This window comes from Mesorhizobium calcicola (genome assembly GCF_042682105.1).
Lineage (GTDB): Bacteria > Pseudomonadota > Alphaproteobacteria > Rhizobiales > Rhizobiaceae > Mesorhizobium > Mesorhizobium calcicola.
Genome location: NZ_JBHUGY010000032.1, coordinates 109,486 through 127,856 on the forward strand (window position 1 = coordinate 109,486; position 18,371 = coordinate 127,856).

16 protein-coding genes, 1 other RNA gene and 1 pseudogene are annotated in these 18,371 nt (G+C 63.9%); 2 read left to right on the forward strand and 16 right to left on the reverse strand.

Translation table 11 applies throughout. The features are described 5' to 3' along the window. Genes ftsW through mraZ form a run of 9 tightly spaced genes read right to left on the reverse strand, consistent with a single transcriptional unit; the run spans position 1 to position 10,194 of the window. Positions 1-1,152, reverse strand: a complete 1,152-nt coding sequence (ftsW, locus tag ACFSQT_RS22200; protein ID WP_379022141.1) for a putative lipid II flippase FtsW — start codon at positions 1,150-1,152, stop codon at positions 1-3. Beyond that, entirely contained in the window at positions 1,152-2,552 is a 1,401-nt protein-coding gene (gene murD / locus ACFSQT_RS22205; RefSeq protein ID WP_379022143.1) for a UDP-N-acetylmuramoyl-L-alanine--D-glutamate ligase, read from the reverse strand. Before murD ends, ftsW begins: the two co-directional genes overlap by 1 nt. Positions 2,553-2,560: 8 nt before the next feature. Continuing rightward, positions 2,561-3,643 (reverse strand): phospho-N-acetylmuramoyl-pentapeptide-transferase, encoded by a 1,083-nt coding sequence (gene mraY / locus ACFSQT_RS22210; protein ID WP_013894667.1) that lies wholly within the window; start codon positions 3,641-3,643, stop codon positions 2,561-2,563. A 19-nt stretch (positions 3,644-3,662) separates the two neighbouring features. Next, entirely contained in the window at positions 3,663-5,117 is a 1,455-nt protein-coding gene (locus tag ACFSQT_RS22215) for a UDP-N-acetylmuramoylalanyl-D-glutamyl-2,6-diaminopimelate--D-alanyl-D-alanine ligase (RefSeq protein WP_379022145.1), read from the reverse strand. Then, positions 5,114-6,562, reverse strand: coding sequence for a UDP-N-acetylmuramoyl-L-alanyl-D-glutamate--2,6-diaminopimelate ligase (locus tag ACFSQT_RS22220; protein ID WP_379022147.1), 1,449 nt, complete (start codon positions 6,560-6,562; stop codon positions 5,114-5,116). The genes ACFSQT_RS22215 and ACFSQT_RS22220 overlap by 4 nt, the downstream gene beginning before the upstream one ends. A 54-nt stretch (positions 6,563-6,616) precedes the next feature. Beyond that, positions 6,617-8,326 carry a peptidoglycan D,D-transpeptidase FtsI family protein gene (locus tag ACFSQT_RS22225; RefSeq protein ID WP_379022149.1) on the reverse strand — a complete coding sequence of 570 codons (1,710 nt, stop codon included), beginning with the start codon at positions 8,324-8,326 and terminating at the stop codon, positions 6,617-6,619. Beyond that, positions 8,323-8,718 carry a cell division protein FtsL gene (gene ftsL, locus ACFSQT_RS22230; protein ID WP_379022151.1) on the reverse strand — a complete coding sequence of 132 codons (396 nt, stop codon included), beginning with the start codon at positions 8,716-8,718 and terminating at the stop codon, positions 8,323-8,325. Before ftsL ends, ACFSQT_RS22225 begins: the two co-directional genes overlap by 4 nt. A 4-nt stretch (positions 8,719-8,722) precedes the next feature. Next, positions 8,723-9,739, reverse strand: coding sequence for a 16S rRNA (cytosine(1402)-N(4))-methyltransferase RsmH (rsmH, locus tag ACFSQT_RS22235; RefSeq protein WP_379022153.1), 1,017 nt, complete (start codon positions 9,737-9,739; stop codon positions 8,723-8,725). Continuing rightward, entirely contained in the window at positions 9,736-10,194 is a 459-nt protein-coding gene (gene mraZ, locus ACFSQT_RS22240; RefSeq protein ID WP_379022155.1) for a division/cell wall cluster transcriptional repressor MraZ, read from the reverse strand. The genes rsmH and mraZ overlap by 4 nt, the downstream gene beginning before the upstream one ends. A 408-nt stretch (positions 10,195-10,602) precedes the next feature. Between mraZ and ACFSQT_RS22245 the strand changes: the two genes are divergently transcribed. Next, positions 10,603-11,718, forward strand: coding sequence for a cystathionine gamma-lyase (locus ACFSQT_RS22245; RefSeq protein ID WP_379022157.1), 1,116 nt, complete (start codon positions 10,603-10,605; stop codon positions 11,716-11,718). Between the two features lie 101 nt (positions 11,719-11,819). On the opposite strand, the pseudogene ACFSQT_RS22250 reads toward ACFSQT_RS22245, so the two are convergent. From ACFSQT_RS22250 to ACFSQT_RS22280, 7 genes and pseudogenes are all read right to left on the reverse strand, one after another. After that, a pseudogene (locus ACFSQT_RS22250) lies at positions 11,820-12,020 on the reverse strand (type II toxin-antitoxin system RelE/ParE family toxin); the annotation flags it as partial. Beyond that, positions 12,017-12,301 carry a type II toxin-antitoxin system ParD family antitoxin gene (locus ACFSQT_RS22255; RefSeq protein WP_379022159.1) on the reverse strand — a complete coding sequence of 95 codons (285 nt, stop codon included), beginning with the start codon at positions 12,299-12,301 and terminating at the stop codon, positions 12,017-12,019. The gene ACFSQT_RS22255 and the pseudogene ACFSQT_RS22250, both read right to left, overlap by 4 nt. 151 nt (positions 12,302-12,452) lie before the next feature. Then, positions 12,453-12,851, reverse strand: an RNA gene (gene rnpB / locus ACFSQT_RS22260) — RNase P RNA component class A. 80 nt (positions 12,852-12,931) lie between these two features. Then, on the reverse strand, positions 12,932-13,621 hold the full coding sequence (locus ACFSQT_RS22265) for a lytic transglycosylase domain-containing protein (RefSeq protein WP_379022161.1): 690 nt from the start codon (positions 13,619-13,621) through the stop codon (positions 12,932-12,934). A gap of 208 nt (positions 13,622-13,829) precedes the next feature. Beyond that, the gene (locus ACFSQT_RS22270; protein WP_379022163.1) at positions 13,830-14,585 is read right to left on the reverse strand and encodes an N-acetylmuramoyl-L-alanine amidase; all 756 of its coding nucleotides are present in this window, start codon (positions 14,583-14,585) and stop codon (positions 13,830-13,832) included. Beyond that, the gene (locus ACFSQT_RS22275; protein WP_379022165.1) at positions 14,582-15,301 is read right to left on the reverse strand and encodes a TerB family tellurite resistance protein; all 720 of its coding nucleotides are present in this window, start codon (positions 15,299-15,301) and stop codon (positions 14,582-14,584) included. Before ACFSQT_RS22275 ends, ACFSQT_RS22270 begins: the two co-directional genes overlap by 4 nt. A 174-nt stretch (positions 15,302-15,475) precedes the next feature. Continuing rightward, a complete protein-coding gene (locus ACFSQT_RS22280) occupies positions 15,476-15,676 on the reverse strand; it encodes a hypothetical protein (protein ID WP_379022167.1) in 201 nt (66 codons plus the stop codon). 197 nt (positions 15,677-15,873) lie between these two features. Here ACFSQT_RS22280 and ACFSQT_RS22285 point away from each other — a divergent pair. After that, on the forward strand, positions 15,874-18,371 hold a 2,498-nt coding region (locus ACFSQT_RS22285; protein ID WP_379022169.1), incomplete at its 3' end, for a hydantoinase/oxoprolinase family protein.

An 18,371-nucleotide genomic window follows, 5' to 3' on the forward strand; every position in this document is an offset into this window, starting at 1 on the left:
TCACTCCGCCGGCAGGGCGCGTTGCGACAGGGCAAAGCCCATCTGCTTGCGCTTTTCGGGCCGCTTGCGCGTCAGCGCCAGCACCATGCCCATCGAAATGGCGATGGCGATCTGCGAGGAGCCGCCATAGGAGATGAAAGGCAGCGTCATGCCTTTGGCCGGCACAAGCTGCAGGTTGACGCACATGTTGATGACGGCCTGCAGGCCGAACACCGTGACCAGCCCACCGACCGCGTAGCGGGTGAAATCGTCATGCTCCTTCAGCGCCGTGTTGAGGCCGCGCAGCACGATGAAGGCGAAGATCGACATGATGAAGAAGCACATGATCAGCCCGAATTCCTCGCCGGCGACCGAGAAGACGAAGTCGGCATGGCTGTCCGGGATGACCCGCTTGACGGTGCCCTCGCCCGGCCCGACGCCGAACCAGCCGCCATTGATCAGCGCTTCGCGGCCCATATCGACCTGGAACGTGTCGCCTTCGCCGGTGAGGAACTTGTCGATGCGCAAGGCAACGTGCGGAAACACCGTGTAGGCAGCGAAGACGCCGCCGACGCCGGCCGCACCCAGCGCAACGATCCATAGCCATGGCAACCCCGCCATGAAGAACATGATGCCCCAGGTGCCGGTCGTCAGCATCGTCTGCCCGAGGTCCGGTTGAGCAACCAGCAGCGAAACCACCAGCACCAGCAGCAGCATGGCGAACAGATTGCCCGGAATGTCGGGCTGGCGCTTGTGTTCGGCGAACAGCCAGGCGCACATGATGACGAAGGCGGGCTTGAGGAATTCCGACGGCTGGATCGACAGGCCGGCAAGCGATACCCAGCGCCGCGCGCCCTTCACCTCGACGCCGACGTAGAGAACCGCGACCATCAGCACCAGCATGATGCACATCATGATCAGCGCCATGCGCCGGATCTGCCTGGATTCGAGAAACGAGACGGCCAGCATCACGCCGAGCGCCGGCACGGTGAAGATGATCTGCCTGGTGGCGAAGTGGAAGCTGTCGAGGCCGATGCGTTCGGCCACCGCCGGGCTGGCGGCGAAGGACAGCACGATGCCGAGCCCCATCAGCGACAGGAACGCCGCCAGGAACCAGCGATCGATCGTCCACCACCAGGTCGCGACCGGACTTTTATCGAGACGGCTCTGCATTATCGTGCCCCTCCGATGGGTTTCACGCCCTCGATAGCATTCGCAGCTTGCCTGAAGGCTTCGCCGCGGACTTCGAAATTCTTGAACTGGTCGAAACTGGCGCAGGCCGGCGACAGCAGCACCACCACCTCGCCGCCATCGTCTCGAGCCGCGTCATGCGCGGCGTGCTCGACCGCCGCGGCCAAGGTGCCCGATATTTCGTAGGACACTGCCTCGCCCAGGGTCGCCGAGAAGGCGGGCGCCGCCTCACCGATCAGATACGCCTTGGCGATGCGCGGGAAGAAGCCGCGCAACGGCTCGATGCCGCCCTCCTTGGGCAGGCCGCCGGCGATCCAGTAGATGCGCGGAAAGCTCGACAGTGCCGGTGCCGCCGCATCGGCGTTGGTCGCCTTGGAATCGTTGACGAACAGCACATGGTCCTTGCGGCCGACCTGCTCCATGCGGTGCGCGAGGCCGGGAAAGCTTTCCAGCCCCGACTGGATCTCGCCGAGGTCCAGCCCGACCTTGAGGCAAGCAGCGACCGCCGCCAGCGCGTTTTGCGCATTGTGTTGGCCACGCAGCGAGCCGATGCCTTCGAGGAAGGCGACGCGGCTGTAGCGGCCGTGCACCGCTTCCATCAGGTTGCCGCCGTCGGCGAAATAGCCGTCGGTGAGCGGCAGCCGCTTGGAAATGCGAATGACATGCCGCCCCGCCCGCTCCAGCCGCTCGGCGATCTGCGCGCACCAGGAATCGTCGATGCCGATGATCGCCGTCTCGCTGCCGGCCACCAGCCGCTCCTTGATCGAGGCATAATGCTGCATGGTGCCGTGGCGATCGAGATGGTCGGGCGTCAAATTGAGCAGGATGCCGGCTGTCGGGTCGATCGAGGGCGCGAGGTCGATCTGGTAGGATGAGCATTCGACGACATAATGCCGATTGGGTTCAGGCGGATCGAGCGTCATCACCGCGCGGCCGATATTGCCGCCCATCTGGGTGTCGCGCCCGGCCGCTTTCACGATATGCGCGGTCAGTGCGGTCGTCGTCGACTTGCCGTTGGTGCCGGTGATGGCGATGAACGGTGCGGCCGGCGCGGCGAGCGTCCGCTCGCGGCAGAACAGCTCGATGTCGCCGATGATCTCGACGCCGGAACCGCGCGCCAGCTCCACCGTCCAATGCGGCTTGGGATGCGTCAGCGGCACGCCCGGCGACAGCACGAAAGCCGAGAACTTCGCCCAGTCGGCGCCACGCAGATCGCCGGTTGCGATGCCGGTGGCCGCTGCCTTGGCAACGCTGTCGGGATTGTCGTCCCAGGCCAGCACGTCCGCCCCGCCGGCGATCAGCGCGCGCGCCGTCGCGATCCCCGAGCCACCGAGCCCGAAGAGCGACACGCGCTTGCCTGCGAAGGATGCGGCGGGGATCAAGAGGCCTCCTATCTCAGCTTCAGGGTCGACAGGCCGACCAGCGCCAGGATGACGGCGATGATCCAGAAGCGGATCACCACCTGGCTTTCCGTCCAGCCGAGCTTTTCGAAATGATGGTGGATCGGCGCCATCAGGAACACCCGCTTGCCCGTCATCTTGAAATAGCCGACCTGGATGATGACAGACAGGATTTCCACGACGAACAATCCGCCGACGATGACCAGCACGATCTCGTGCTTGGTGGCGACGGCGACCGTGCCGATCAGGCCACCCATGGCCAGCGAGCCGGTATCGCCCATGAAGATCGCCGCCGGCGGCGCGTTGAACCAGAGGAAGCCGAGGCCGGCGCCGATGACCGCGCCAAGCACAACCGCCAGTTCACCGGTGCCGGGCACAAAGTGGATCTGCAGATATTCGGCGAACACGGCGTTGCCGGAGAGGTAGGCGATGACGCCGAAGGAGGCCGCCGCGATCATGATCGGCACGATCGCCAGTCCGTCGAGGCCGTCGGTCAGGTTCACCGCATTGCCGGCGCCGACGATGACGAAGCAGGAGAACGGGATGAAGAACCAGCCAAGATTGATGATGAATTCCTTGGCGAAGGGGAATGTCAGCGAGGACGAGAACGGCGCCTGGCCGTTATGCATGATCGCCCACGCGGCGATGCCGGCAATGACGAATTCGAGCGCCAGCCGCGCCTTGCCGGAAAAGCCGAGATGCGACTGCTTGGTCACCTTCAGATAATCGTCGTAGAAGCCGATCGAGCCGAAGCCCAGCGTCACCAGCAGCACCACCCAGACATAGATGCTCGACAGGTTCGCCCACAGCAGCGACGAACCGATGATGCCGGACAGGATCATCAGCCCGCCCATGGTCGGCGTGCCGGCCTTCTTGAAATGCGTCTGCGGCCCATCGGCGCGGATCGGCTGGCCCTTGCCTTGCCGCAGCCGCAGCGAATTGATGATCGTCGGTCCGAAGATGAAGACGATCAGCGCCGATGTGATCAGTGCCCCGCCGGTGCGGAAGGTGATGTAACGGAAGACATTGAAGACCGAGATCTTGTCCGCAAAATCGACGAGCAGTGTGAACATGCGCTTATCGTCCCCCGACCTAGGTCTTTTTGGTTGTTGTTTCAGCCGGGAACTTGCCCAGCAGCGCATCGACCAGTTTTGCAAAACCGATGCCCTTCGACGATTTGATCATCACCACGTCGCCCGGCTTCAGCGCGGCAAGCAGCACCGGCTTCAGCTCCTCGGCACCGGCGCGGTATTCCGTCTTGACCTCAGCCGGCAGCTTCTCGGCCAACGCCCGCATTTCCGGGCCGCCGAGAAAGACGGTCTGCGTCCCGGTGCCGACGATGAGGTCGGCAAGGGCGGCATGCAGCCTGGCCGAATGGTCGCCGAGTTCCAGCATGTCGCCGAGCACCGCGATGCGGCGGCCCTCGCCCGTAACCGGTGTCGCGTTGAGCAGCGCCATCGCGGCACCCATCGACGCCGGGTTGGCGTTGTAGCTTTCGTCGATCAGCGTGATCGGTCCTCCGGGATCGCTCGAAGTCGAGCCACCGGGATGACGCAGCACATGGCGCTTGCCGCGCCCGCGCTCGGCCGCAAGATCGGCCAGCGCCAGCGCCACCCTGTCGAGATCGGCACCGACCAGATGCGCCGCACCCAGCACAGCCAGCACGTTCTGCACCATGTGGCGGCCAGGCGCACCGATGCGGGCCGTCACCTCATGGCCGCCGATCCTGGCGGTGATATCGGAATGGTCGGCGTGGAGTTCGCATTCGACCAGCTTGAAGGTCGAGCGCGCATTCTCGCCGAAACCGTATACGTGCTCGACGCCAGCGGCGTGCGCCATCTTGTCCAGAAGCTTCCAGCGCGCATCGTCGCGGTTGAGGATGGCCGCGCCCTCGGGCTCCAGGCCTTCGAAAATCTCGGCCTTGGCCCTGGCGATCTCGTCGAGATTGCGGAAGAACCCGAGATGCGCCGCCGCGATCATGGTGACGATGGCGACATGCGGCCTCACCATTTTGACCAGCGGCCGGATCTCGTCGGGATGGTTCATGCCGATCTCGAACACGGCATAGTCGCAATCGACCGGCATGCGCGCCAGCGTCAGCGGCACGCCCCAATGGTTGTTGAACGACTGCGCCGAGGCATGCACCTTGCCGACCGCCGACAGCACGTGGCGCAGCGCTTCCTTGGTGGTGGTCTTGCCGGCCGAACCGGTGACCGCGATGATCTTGGCCTCCGAGCGGGCGCGCGCCGCGACACCGAGCTTTTCAAGCGCGGCCAGCACGTCCTCGACGACGACGATCGGCGCCGTCAGCCGGCCGAGCGACGGCAGCTTGCCTTCCGCCACCACCAGCACGCCGGCGCCGGCCTTGATGGCGGCGGTGGCGAAGTCATGGCCATCCATCGCCTCGCCCTTGATGGCGAAGAAGGCGTCGCCGGGCCGCAGGCTGCGGCTGTCGATCGAAATGCCGGATATACCTTCCGGCATCGGCCCGAGCGGCCGCCCGTCCATGGCGGCAACCAGCGCCTCGGAGGTCCACAGCAAGCTCATGCGGCACGCTCCCGCAATGCGGCGCGGACTTCCTCGTGATCGGAGAAATGCAAGGTTTCGGTGCCGATCGTCTGGCCTTCCTCGTGGCCTTTGCCGGCCACGATCAACGTATCGCCGGCATGCAGCATGGCGACCGCCTGGTGGATCGCCTGCCGCCGGTCGCCGACCTCGATGGCACCGGGCGCGGCGGCAAGAATGGCGGCGCGGATCGCCTCCGGCACTTCCGAGCGCGGATTGTCGTCGGTGACGATGACGACATCGGCAAGCCGGGTCGCGATCTCGCCCATGATCGGCCGCTTGCCGCGGTCGCGATCACCACCGCAACCGAACACGACGATAACGCGGCCGGTGGTGAACGGGCGCACCGAGGCCAGCACGTTTTCCAGCGCGTCGGGCTTGTGGGCATAGTCGACATAGACCGGCGCGCCATTGGCCGTGGTGCCGACAAGGTCGAGCCGGCCCGGCGCACCCTTCAGTTTCTCCAATGCCATCAAGGCCTTGGCGACAGGTGTTCCAGTGGAAATGGCAAGCCCCGCCGAAACCAGCGCGTTCGATATCTGAAAGTCGCCGGCCAGCGGCAGGTCGATCTCGTAGAGCACGCCCACGGCCTCGACCTCGGCGCGCTGGCGATGGCGCTCGTGCTCGACCCGCTTCAGCCTGAGGAAATCGCCGTGGCGGCCAACCGTCAGTACGTCGAGCCCGGCAGCCTGTGCCGCCTGGATCGTCGGCGCCGACCACGGATCGTCGGCGAAGATGACGGCCGGCGCGCTTTTCGGCAGCAGCGTATCGAACAGCCGCAGTTTGGCGCGGTGATAATCCTCGACGGTCGGATGATAGTCCATATGGTCGCGGCCGAGATTGGTGAAGCCGCCGGCCGCCAGCTTGACGCCGTCGAGACGGCGCTGGTCGAGCCCATGGCTGGAGGCTTCCATCGAGGCGTGGGTGACGCCGGCATCCGCCAATTCACGCAACAACTGGTGCAAGGCGACCGGGTCGGGCGTCGTCAAAGAGCCATAGTCATTTCGCCCGGGCGCCACCACGCCGGTGGTGCCGATCGAAGCGGCGGCATAGCCGGCCTGCTCCCAGATTTGCCTGGTGAAGGCGGCGACCGACGTCTTGCCGCTGGTGCCGGTCACCGCGACCATGGTCTCAGGCTGCTTGCCGAAATAGCGGGCAGCACTCAGCGCGAGCGCCAGACGCGGATCATCGACGGCCAGCACCGGGACCGGCAGCCCGTCGATTGCGCTGCCTGCGACGATTGCGGCCGCACCACGCTGAGCTGCATCGGCGGCATAGGTCGCACCATCCGCCTTGGTCCCGGCGAGCGCGAAGAAGACGACGCCGGGTTTCACCTGGCGGGAATCCGACGAAATCCCGGTAACCTCCAGATCGGCGGAAGCTGTTCCTTCGACTGGCAGGATACCGGCTAGATCTCTGAGCTTCATCGAGTCCCGTTCACCACAACAAAATAGCGCGCAGTTGCCGGCGCGCCCCAAGAATCACTGATAGGAAACCAGCGTTGCACCATTTTCATGGCTGAAATCTGGCTTCACGCCAAGCATGGCCGCTGAACGCCTGATGATATTACCGGCCATAACCCCTGCATTCGCCGCCGCGACGTCTGTCATGCCAGGCTTTTCCGGGTGCGGAGCGTCGGCAATCGTAAACACGAGGTATTGCGGATCGTCCATCGGGAAGGCGGCGACGAAGGTATTGAAATTCAATTCCTTCGAGTAGCGGCCATTGATGACCTTCTCGGCTGTTCCGGTCTTACCGCCGACGCGGTAGCCGGGCACTCTGGCGTTTCTGGCCGAGCCCTTCTCGGCGTTGAGCGAATAGAGGTAGCGCATGCCATCGACGGTCTTTTCGTTGACCACTTTCTTGGCCACCGCCATCGCTTCTGCCTGTGTGCGGATCAGGAAGGTAGGGTTCATCAGAAAGCCGCCATTCATCAGCGCCGCGCAGCCAACAGCTGCTTGCAGCGGCGTCGTCGACACGCCATGGCCGAAGGCGATGGTGAACGAATTGACCTGTTTCCAAACCTTCGGTTCAGTCGGGCGGGCGACTTCCGGCAGTTCGGTCTGCATCTTGTCCAAAATTCCAAGGCGATGCAGGAATTCGCGGTGCCCCTCGATGCCGACCATCTCGGCCTCCCTGGCCGACCCGATGTTGGACGAATAGAGGAACACCTCCGGCAACGACAGCACACGGTTCTTGCCGTGGAAATCGTGGATGGCCTGATGGCCGACCCGGATTGGATGTGAAGCGTCGAAGCGGCTGGCCATCGTCGCCTTGCCGGAATCGAGCGCCATGGCTGAGGTGAAGCTCTTGAAGGTCGAGCCCATCTCATAGAGACCCGCCGACATGCGGTTCAACCGGTCCTTGTCCTGTGCATTGTAAGGGTTATTCGGATCGAAGTCCGGCACCGAGGCCATCGCCACCACTTCGCCGGTCTTGACGTTGAGCACAACGGCGCCAGCGCCCATGGCGCGATAGCGCTCCAGGCCGGCCGCGATCTCGTCGCGCACCACATGCTGGACGCGCAGATCGATCGAAAGCTTCACCGGCTTCAGATCCTTGGCGACCGCCAGGCCCGATGCCTGCAGGTCGCTCAGGCCCTGCTCGTCGACATATTTCTCCATGCCGGAGATACCCTGGTTGTCGATGTTGGTGAGCCCGACAATGTAGGACGAGGTCTCGCCGCTCGGATAGAAGCGGCGCTTTTCGGTGCGGAAGCCGAAGCCGGGAATGCCGAGTTGCATGATGTCGGACTGCTGCTTGGGCGTCAGCTGCCGCTGCAGCCAGACGAAGCCGGCGCCGCTCTTCAGCTTGTGGTAGGTCTGCTCGTAGTCGATCTCCGGAAGCACCGTCGACAGCTTCTCGATCGCCTCATCGGCGTCGACGATGCGGCGCGGCTCGGCGAACAGCGAGGCCGTCTTGATGTCCGTCGCCAGCACTTCGCCGTTGCGATCGACAATGTCGGGCCGCGATGCCGTTACCCGGCTCTGCGGGCCGCCCGACATATCGGGGGTCTGAAAGCCGAGATAGACGAGCCGCCCGGAAATGGTCGCGAAGATGCCGAAGAACACCGCCATCGTCATCACGATGCGCGTCCTGCCCTTGCCGCCGGTCGCCTTGCGGGCGCCCTCCACCACGATCGATCCGCCTTCACCGGTCCTGGCGCGTCGCTTCAGCAATTTGCCGATCATTGGGCGATGCCTCCGGTCACCACGGGATCCTTGCCATCCGAGGGCGCTATGTCGGAATTGTCGGCCATGCCACCCTCGCGTCCTTTCAGGATGTCCTGAATGTCCAGGGCCTTGGCCGGCAGGTCGCCGATACCGACGATCTGGCGGGCGCTGACTGGCTGGAGTTCGAGCTGCGACTTGTAGAGATCGGCCAGCTTCTGCAGCCGCGACGGCTGGGTGAGCAGGCTCCAGTCGGCCTTGAGCAGGTCGATGGTGTCCTCCTCATAGCGGATCTGCTCATGGATCTTCTGCACCGCCGCCAATTGTTCCTCGGCCTCGCGCTTGGTCTTGTAGGTAAGGGCCGCCGCCGAAACCATGACGGCGATCAGGACGATGTCGCTGGTACGAAACACGTGCTTACCTCTCCCCCGGCCGGTCGATGCCGGGAAGCTTTGGAAGGCCGAAAATCGAAAAGTCGCCAGCCCGCGCCGGCGCCTCGGTGCGGATGGCCGCGCGCAGCCTGGCCGAACGGGCGCGTGGATTGACCGCGACCTCGGCGTCGCCGGCGGTCACGCCGCCACCCGCCTTGCGGAAGGTCGCGGTGCGCGCCTGTGCCTCGGGCATATGACGCGAGCCCGTCACGGCGTCGGCGCGATCGGCGATGAAGCGCTTGACGATGCGGTCTTCCAGCGAATGGAACGTCACCACGGCGAGCCGTCCGCCCGGCTTCAGCACGCGTTCGGCGGCCAGCAAGGCCTTCGCCAGTTCGCCAAGCTCGTCATTGACGAAGATGCGCAGCGCCTGGAAGACGCGCGTGGCGGGATGGATCTTGTCCTTCGGCGCACGTCCGACATGCGTCTCGATGGCGTCGGCCAGTTCCAGCGTGCGTTCGAACGGCCGCTTTTCACGGCGAGCCTCGATCATGCGGGCGATGCGCCCGGCATGACGCTCCTCGCCGAGGAAGCCGAAGATGCGTGCGAGGTCGCCCGGCTTGAACGTGTTGACGACGTCGGCGGCGCTGAGGCCCGCTTGCGCCATACGCATGTCGAGCGGTCCGTCGGCGCGGAACGAAAACCCGCGCTCGGCCTGGTCGAGCTGCATCGAGGAGACGCCGATGTCGAGCACGACGCCGTCGGCGCTCCCGACATGCTCGTCCAGCGTCGAGAACGGCGCCTGCACCAGCCTCAGCCGGCCGCCTGACTGTGCCTCGAGATCGCGCCCGGCCGCGATGGCATCGGGATCACGGTCGATCGCCACGACGGAAGCGCCTGTCGCCAGAATTGCCTTGGTGTAGCCGCCGGCGCCGAACGTGCCGTCGATGATGATGTCGCCCTGTGCGGGCGCCAGTGCTTCAAGCACTTCGCCAAGGAGGACCGGAATATGGCGGGCCGATCCGCCAACGGCGTGAAGGTCATCGCCGTGGCCCACTGTCATTCCGGTCGCTCCCCAGGCTTCGTCCCCTGCCGAAGCTGCAATAGCCGGGCCCGCGCCTGCGCCCCATAGGCGGCCAGCTGTCCCGGTTCCCAAATTTGAAAGAAATTGCCACGCCCGACAAAGGCCACTTCCGCCGAAATGCCGGTGTGTCCGCGAATGAAATCGCTCATCGTGATGCGGCCGTCCTGATCGAGCTTCAGGAAGGTGCCATCGCCATGGCAAAAGAACGACATATCGTCCGCCGTCTGCAGGAAGGGATCTTCGAGCGCGATGCGCTGCTCGTAGCGGTCGAGCAGGTCGAGCCCGCCGACATCCATCGCCGGCTGGTCGAGGCAACGCAACCCATAGAGTTCCGAATAGCCGCGCTTCTGCACGACGGCACGGAAATGCGCCGGAACGGAAACCCGTCCCTTCGCATCGATCCTGCTCACCGTGTTTGACAGAAACCGATCCATTGAACGTCACAGCCGCTTGCGCCGCCGCACCCCTCTCCATCTTGTCGCACGCGCCGCCCCGGCACGTTCCCTGCCCCGTGTCAGCCTCGTCCGAACGGACAACAACCGGCAAACGCGCAGCCGCCGCGGCTGCCCGATTGGCGTACGCTTTACCCTGACGCGGAACGAAGGCTTGAGTATTGAAATGGGATATCATGGGGCACTATGGGCGTCAACGGGAATAGGATTCACAAACACGCGCCGCGACCAATAAGAGCAGCCTTGACGGCACGTCTCGTCTTTATGCTCTATTAAGCCTAACGAAGCGTTTAAAGCCGCCTGGCCCAACCGGACGCGCCTTGCCGCGAGCCCCTGCCCGGCATAGCGTCTCGCCCGCATCCGTCGGTCACCAGGAGGGTTTGAGAATCGATGTCTGAACCAGCGAACGCACGCGCTGCGGCACTTCCCCATCTGCGCGACAAGAGGTTCGCCAAGGGTGACCCGATCCCGCTGCCGCTGACCATGGCCGCGATCTATCACACGCCCGGCGACGCCACCGGTTTCGATCAGTATGGCCGCTTCAGCAACCCGACCTGGGATGCGGTCGAGCATATGCTGGCGCATCTGGAAGATGCACCCTGCGTCGCCTTCCCGTCCGGGATGGCAGCAATCTGTTCGGTATTTTTCGGCCTGCTCAAGGCCGGCGACCGTATCCTGCTGCCTGCGGACGGCTACCACACGACAAGGGCCCTGGCCGACCGCTTCCTGAAGCCGTTTGGCGTCACCTATGATATGAGGCCGACATCGACCTTCCTCGACGACGGCTTCGACGGCTATCGCCTTGCCTTTGTCGAAACCCCCGCCAATCCGGGGCTGGACATCTGCGACATCGCGGCCGTTGCTGACGCCGCTCACAAGGCCGGCGCGCTCCTTGCAGTCGACAACACGACGATGACGCCCTTCGGCCAGCGCCCGCTCGACCATGGCGCCGATATCGTCGTTGCCGCCGACACCAAGGCGCCCAACGGCCATTCCGACGTGCTGTTCGGCCATGTCGCCAGCCGCAATGCCGATATCATCGCCGCCGTGACTGGCTGGCGCGAAATTTCCGGCAGCATTCCCGGGCCGTTCGAAGCATGGCTGGTGCATCGCGGTCTCGAAACGCTGGATGTGCGCTTCGATCGCATGTGCTCGTCGGCGGACGTGATCGCGCGGCGGCTGAAGGGCCACGGGGCGATCAGCGGCCTGCGCTTCCCCGGGCTGGAAAGCGACCCGTCGCACAATCTTGCCCGCGCCCAGATGGAGCGCTTCGGTTTTCTCATCTCTTTCGAGCTTGCCTCGGAGGAAAAGGCCGAGGATTTCATCAACAACTGCGCCTTGATGCAGGCCGCGACATCCTTCGGCGGCGTCCACACTTCTGCCGAACGCCGATCAAAGAGAGGCGATGCGGTTAGCGCCGGTTTCGTTCGCCTCTCGGTCGGCTGCGAGCCGGTGGAAGAGCTCTGGAAGGCGATCGAGGCATCGCTGGACAAGATCAGCGGCTGACCGGATCGATCATGACCCGATGTCCTCGGCTTCGATGTTGCGCTTGCATGCAGGACGCGGATGATTTCGATCGCATCGTCGCCGACGCGGTACAAGGTGAGGTAGTTGCCGACGACCAGATGACGGATGCCGGGCGCAATATCGTCGCGCGGTGCACCTGAGAAGGGATGCAAAGTGAGCAAATGCCACCGTCTTTCCAACGCATCCACGAGGCGAACAGCCGCTCGTGGATCGTGGCCGGCAATGTAGTCACCGATATTTTCGAGGTCGACAACTGCTTGGGGAAGCAGGCGGTATTTCACTCCCGAAGGCCCTTGGTCTCCGTCAGCTTCAGATATTTAGCGCGCAATCGTTCCATGAGTGGCGGCCCATCTAATGCCGGCCCGCTGTCGATCCCCTCCTGCACCAGCTTGCGCAATTCCTCGACCGTGTAGCCGTGCAGGTCGCGCCGCTCCTTCCATTGCCGCAGCGCATCGCGGATGACCTCGCTCGCCGAGGCATATTCGCCGGCGGCGACCACATCGTCGACCGCCGCAGCCAGTTCCGGCGACAGCGTAATGCTGCGTTTGTCGACCTGTCCCATGATAGGCTCCTGGTGCCATTTGCCGACCCACGGTACGATTTAATCGTACCAGATTCAACTCATGAGCAGATGAACGAGCTTGAATCGACAGGCGCGCCCGAGGGCGCAACCTGCTGATCTCAAAAGACTTCTCTTCGATATTTTGGAGATAGTTGCCAGCTGGCCTGTAAGCCGGGTTCTGTACGGCCCTCGCCCTTGCGGGGCGAGAACGTGGCGGCCATTCATCTTGGGCGCATGTTGCCATGCGCCTCACGCAACCTACCCGGACGGTGAGCCGGAAACAGCCCTCGAGGGTTTCCCCTCGCACCGCCCCTATTCGGTCTTGCTCCCGGTGGGGTTTACCGTGCCGCTCCTGTTGCCAGTCGCGCGGTGGGCTCTTACCCCACCCTTTCACCCTTGCCACGATTAGATCGTGGCGGTTTGCTTTCTGTGGCACTTTCCCTGGGGTCGCCCCCGCCGGCCATTAACCGGCACCGTGTCTCCATGGAGCCCGGACTTTCCTCACCCGCGGCCTTTCGGCTGTTGCGGGTGCGGCCGCCCGGCCAGCTGGCAAGGCGTATAAAGGGGTTCACGCCCGAAAACGCAAACGAAAAAGCCGACAGCTCCGGCCGTCTCCTCACAGACTGCCGGCTAAAGCGCCGCCATCTGCACCTTGACCTTGCTGCAATAGGCGGCCGACACCGGGTTCATTCGTGTTGCGGCGTGGCCGGCATTGTACTTCAGGATCGTGCCGCAGGTGGTGCCGCCGCCGAGATCCTGCGCCATGGCGAGATACTTCATGCCGTATTTGATGTTGGTGTCGGGATCGAACAGCCCCTTGGCCGAACCGTTGTAGCCCATCATCCGCGCCGTCGCCGGCTTGATCTGCATCAGGCCGATCTCGCCGGCGCTGCCGACCATGTTCGGCCGGTAGTTGCTCTCGATCCTGATGACAGCGTGAGCGAGTGAAACCGGTACGCCATAGCTCGCGGCATAGCGTGCGACGATCGCCGAATACTGACCGCCGCTGGCCACCGCGGCGGCCGACGCCGCCGCGTTCCTGAGGCCGATGGATGCCGTTGTCGTCATGTCGACGGTCTTGCGGCCGCGCTTGGTCTGCCTTTTGGCCGACTTCTTCGCCTTGGACCAACTTGCCTTTTCCATTTTCGCGGGAGCTCGCTTCGTCGCCTTGGCGTCGTGGCCTGCCTTGCCGCTTTTTGCGGATACCGCGACGAGCCCTTGATCCGCCCGCGGGCTGAGTGGCGCGGCATTCGCGGCATCGAAGGCAAAAGTCATTACGCCGGCAGCAAGAGCTGCCGTTAAAACGGTCAATTTCTGCATGTGATCCTGTTCTGTCTGAACCGCGCGAAGATGTTCACGCAGCAACGCTTAATCAATATCGGAACATCCGGGGGGCTGGGGTTCCGACGTCTTGCACGTCAGCCGTTTGACGTTCGAATTGGTGCCAATGAGGGCAGGGCAAGTCACTTTGAGTGACAGCTTGTAATTTTAGGATTTGACAGGACTACTTGGGAAAGGTCTTCCCCGGTCAGCGCTTCACCGAAGCAAGCAGTCTTTGCAGCGTCCGCAGTGTCGAACCGTCGGCCACCCCATCGACCAGGCGCGGCCGGAAATGCCGCTGAAACGCTTCGACGACGATCTCCGTCTGCCGGTCGAAAATGCCTGATATCTCGACGCCGTAGCCATAGAGCGCCAGCATCGACTGCAGTGCGTCGACATCGGCGCCTGCGTCGCCGGCCTTGAGCACGGCCCCTCGCCCGACGGGTGCGGCTGCCACGAGATGGCCGACACCGGCCGCGAACAGCGTCCGCCACGGAAACTTCTCGCCCGGGTCGATCTTACGTCCCGGCGCCACGTCGGAATGCGCCAGCACCCGCTCGGCGGCAATCGAATGCCGGCCTGCGATCCCAGCGCACAGGCCGATCACCGCATCGATCTGCCGTCTGGGAAAGCCGGGATGACCCAGCGAATGTCCCGGATTGACGATCTCGATGCCGACCGAACAGGAATTGATATCGGCGCGTCCAAACCACGAACTCTTGCCGGCGTGCCAGGCGCGGTCGCTTTCCCTGACCATCTGCACGACGTGGCCATTCTCGTGCACGAGATAGTGCGACGAGACCTCGCTGGCCGGATCGCACAGCCACGCCTCGGCGCCGGCGCCGGTCGACATGCCGGTGTAATGCAGCACGATCATGTCGGGCCTGAACGTGTCGCGCCGCGGACCGAAATTCGGCGATACCCTGACCTCGGCGCTCGGCTCGTCGGGCAGGAAGCCGCTCATGCGTGCCGCAGGCCCCGCTCGATCATCTCATAGGCCGCGTTGATCGCCGCCACCCTGGTCGTTGCGATCTTGATGAATTCCTGCGGCAGGCCGCGCGCGATCAGCCGGTCGGGATGATTGTCGGAGACCAGCTTGCGATAACGCTTCCTGACCTCTTCGAACGGTTTGCCGCGTTCGATGCCGAGCACGACATAGGGGTCGCCGGCGCCGAGATTGACGTGCCGCGCCAAGATGCTTTCGTAGTGCGCCTCGTCGATGCGGAAAATTTCGGCGATGCGATGCAGGAATTGGCCTTCATGCTCATGCACCAGCCCGTCGGCCTTGGCGATGTGGAACAGACCGTCGAGTATGTCTTCCAGCATCACGCAGTTGGAATGCCCGGAACCGCACAATTGCGCCATCCGCTCGGCGTAGGTCTCGAAACCGGCCACATCGCGCTGCGCGAGATCGAACAGCCGCGCCACATTGCGCGTCTCCTTCGGCGGCACCTCGAATATTTCCTGGAAGGCGCGCACCTCGTCCTGGGTCACGATGCCATCGGCCTTGGCCATCTTGGCCGACAGCGCGATCATCGCCACCGAGAAGGCGACACGCCGGCGCAGATCGGCGTCGCCGGAGAAAACCGTGCGTACGGCCTCGACGACGTCGGCGACACCCGACGAGGCTGAGGATGAAACGCGCGTGATGAACTCGCCAAGGCGATCCCAAATCGACATGGCCTGCTTCTTAGTGCCACCGCCCCACGCTATCAAGCCGGGACAGTGCCGCAGGCATGGAACAACCGACCGGCCTGACGCCGAAGGGGATGCAGCCGCGGTGCGCGGACATTATGAGAAAGGCCAGCGCGCGGCCGGCCTTCCTCATCCATCACACGAAGTATTGCTTACTCACTACTGCGCGGGCGCAGGAGCCGGTGTTGCCGGAGCCGGTTCAGCGGGCTTCGTTGCATCAGGCGCCGCCGGCTTCATCGGCTGCTCGGCGGCCGGCGGGTTGGTGCTCTGGGTGGTGGTGTTATCCGTGCCGCTGTCGCTGCAGGCAGCAACGCCGAGCAAGGCCAACGCGGAAACGGACGCAAGAATGAGTTTTTTCATAACATATCTCCTTCGGTACACGTTCACGTTAAGGTGAACGGTCGAAGAGGAAATGCATCAGGTGGCCATGAGTTTCGTAACGTTGCGTTTCCGCATGTAACATCGTCACGCCCGTTTGCGATTGCCGTCCGTGCGATGGCGAACTAACAGGTGCATCGAACCACGGGCCGAAATAGAAAACGCCGGGAGCATGCCGCATGACCGCGAAATGGGATTTCTGGATCGATCGCGGCGGCACCTTCACCGATGTCATCGGCCGCGACTCGCAAGGCGGGCTGCATCCGCGCAAGCTTCTGTCCGAAAATCCCGAAGCCTACGCCGATGCCGCCATGCAGGGTATTCGCGATCTTCTCGGCCTATCCTCCGGCAGCGCGATCCCGCCCGGCCTGATCGGCGACATCAAGATGGGCACCACGGTCGCCACCAATGCGCTGCTGGAGCGCAAGGGCGACCGTGTGCTTTTGCTCATCACCAGGGGCTTTCGCGATGCGCTGAAGATCGCCTACCAGGCGCGCCCGGACATCTTCGCCAAGGAAATCATCCTTCCCGAACAGCTTTACGAGCGCGTCATCGAGGTCGACGAGCGCGTGCGCGCCGATGGCTGCGTCGAGCACCTGCTCGACATCGCCGCTTGCCGGCCGGCGATCGAGCAGGCGAAAGCCGACGGCATCGACGCCGTCGCCATCGTCTTCATGCACGCCTGGAAGTATCCCGATCACGAGAAGGTGGTGGCAAAAGTCTGCCGAACGCTCGGCTTCGGCCAGGTTTCCGTCAGCCATGAGGTGTCACCGCTGATCAAGCTGGTCGGCCGCGGCGACACCACGGTGGTCGACGCCTATCTGTCGCCGATCCTGTCGAGATATGTGCAGAAGGTGGCGGGAGAGCTTGGCGCGGCACCCGACCAATCCCCTCGCCTCATGTTCATGATGTCGTCGGGCGGCCTCACGGCTGCCGATATGTTCCAGGGCAAGGACGCACTCCTCTCCGGACCAGCCGGCGGCGTTGTCGGCATGGTCCAGACGGCGAAGCTCGCCGGCTTCGGAAAAGTCATCGGCTTCGACATGGGCGGCACCTCGACCGACGTCGCCCACTATGACGGCGACTATGAGCGTGCCTTCGACACCGAGGTCGCCGGCGTGCGTATCCGCGCACCGATGATGCGCATCCACACCGTCGCCGCCGGCGGCGGCTCGATCCTGCACTACGAGGCCGGCCGCTTCCGGGTCGGACCTGACTCGGCCGGAGCCAATCCCGGCCCGGCCGCCTACCGCCGCGGCGGCCCGCTCGCCGTCACCGACGCCAATGTCATGCTGGGCAAGCTGCAGCCCGATTTCTTCCCGAAGATCTTTGGTCCCGACCAGGAAGAACCGCTCGACGTGGAGGTCGTGCGCGAAAAATTCACCGCGCTGGCCGCCGAAATCGGCGATGGCCGCACGCCAGAGGCTGTCGCCGAAGGGTTCGTCATCATCGCCGTGGAAAACATGGCCAATGCCATCAAGAAGATTTCCGTCCAGCGCGGCTACGACGTCACCGAATATTTGCTCAATTGCTTCGGTGGCGCCGGCGGCCAGCACGCTTGTCTCGTCGCCGACGCGCTCGGCATGGAAGCGGTGCTGATCCATCCCTTTTCCGGCCTGCTGTCGGCCTATGGCATCGGCCTGTCCTCGGTCTTTGCCTCGCGCCAGCAGGCGCTGCTGAAGCCACTGGCGGAAGAGTCCAGAACAGAGATCGGCAATCTCATTGCCACCTTGAGAAAAGCCGTCGTCGCCGAACTCGCACTGCAAGGCATCTCCGAGGACACGGTTGCCGCGAAGCCAGTGCTGCACATTCGCTATGACGGCACCGACACGACACTGCCGGTGAATTTCGAGGAAGACTCGATTTTCCAGGCCAAGCGCGATTTCGAAATTGCCCACAAGGCGCAGTTCGGTTTCGTCTATGACAACAAGCCGATGATCGTCGAGACCGTCGGCGTCGAGGGCACCGACACCGGCGGCACGGGGCGCGACGAGAGCGATTCAGCGCTCGAAGACATCGCCGCAAGTCCATCGGAGGTTCGAAAAATCTTTTCCGACGGCATCTGGCGCGACGCCGGCATCCTCCGCCGCGAAGGGTTGAAGCCCGGACACAGAATTGCCGGCCCTGCGCTGATCATCGAGCCGAACCAGACCATCGTCGTCGAACCGGGCTGGCAAGCCGAGATCACCGCCAAGAACCATGTGCTCTTGCGCCGCATCGAGGAGAAGCAGCGGCAGGCAGCGCTTGGCACCAAGGCCGATCCGGTGATGCTGGAGGTCTTCAACAACCTGTTCATGTCGATCGCCGAGCAGATGGGGGTGACGCTGCAGAACACCGCCTATTCCGTCAACATCAAGGAGCGGCTGGATTTCTCCTGCGCCGTTTTCGACCGCAACGGCGCGCTCGTCGCCAATGCCCCGCACATGCCGGTGCATCTGGGCTCCATGGACCGTTCGGTCGAGACCATCATCCGGCTGAATTCCGGCGACATCCATCCCGGCGACGTCTTTGCCCTCAACGCCCCCTACAATGGCGGCACGCATCTGCCCGATATCACGGTGGTGACGCCGGTTTTCGACGACATCAGGCAGGAAATCCTCTTCTACGTTGCCTCACGCGGTCACCACGCCGATATCGGCGGCACCGCCCCCGGCTCGATGACACCGCTCGCCACCAC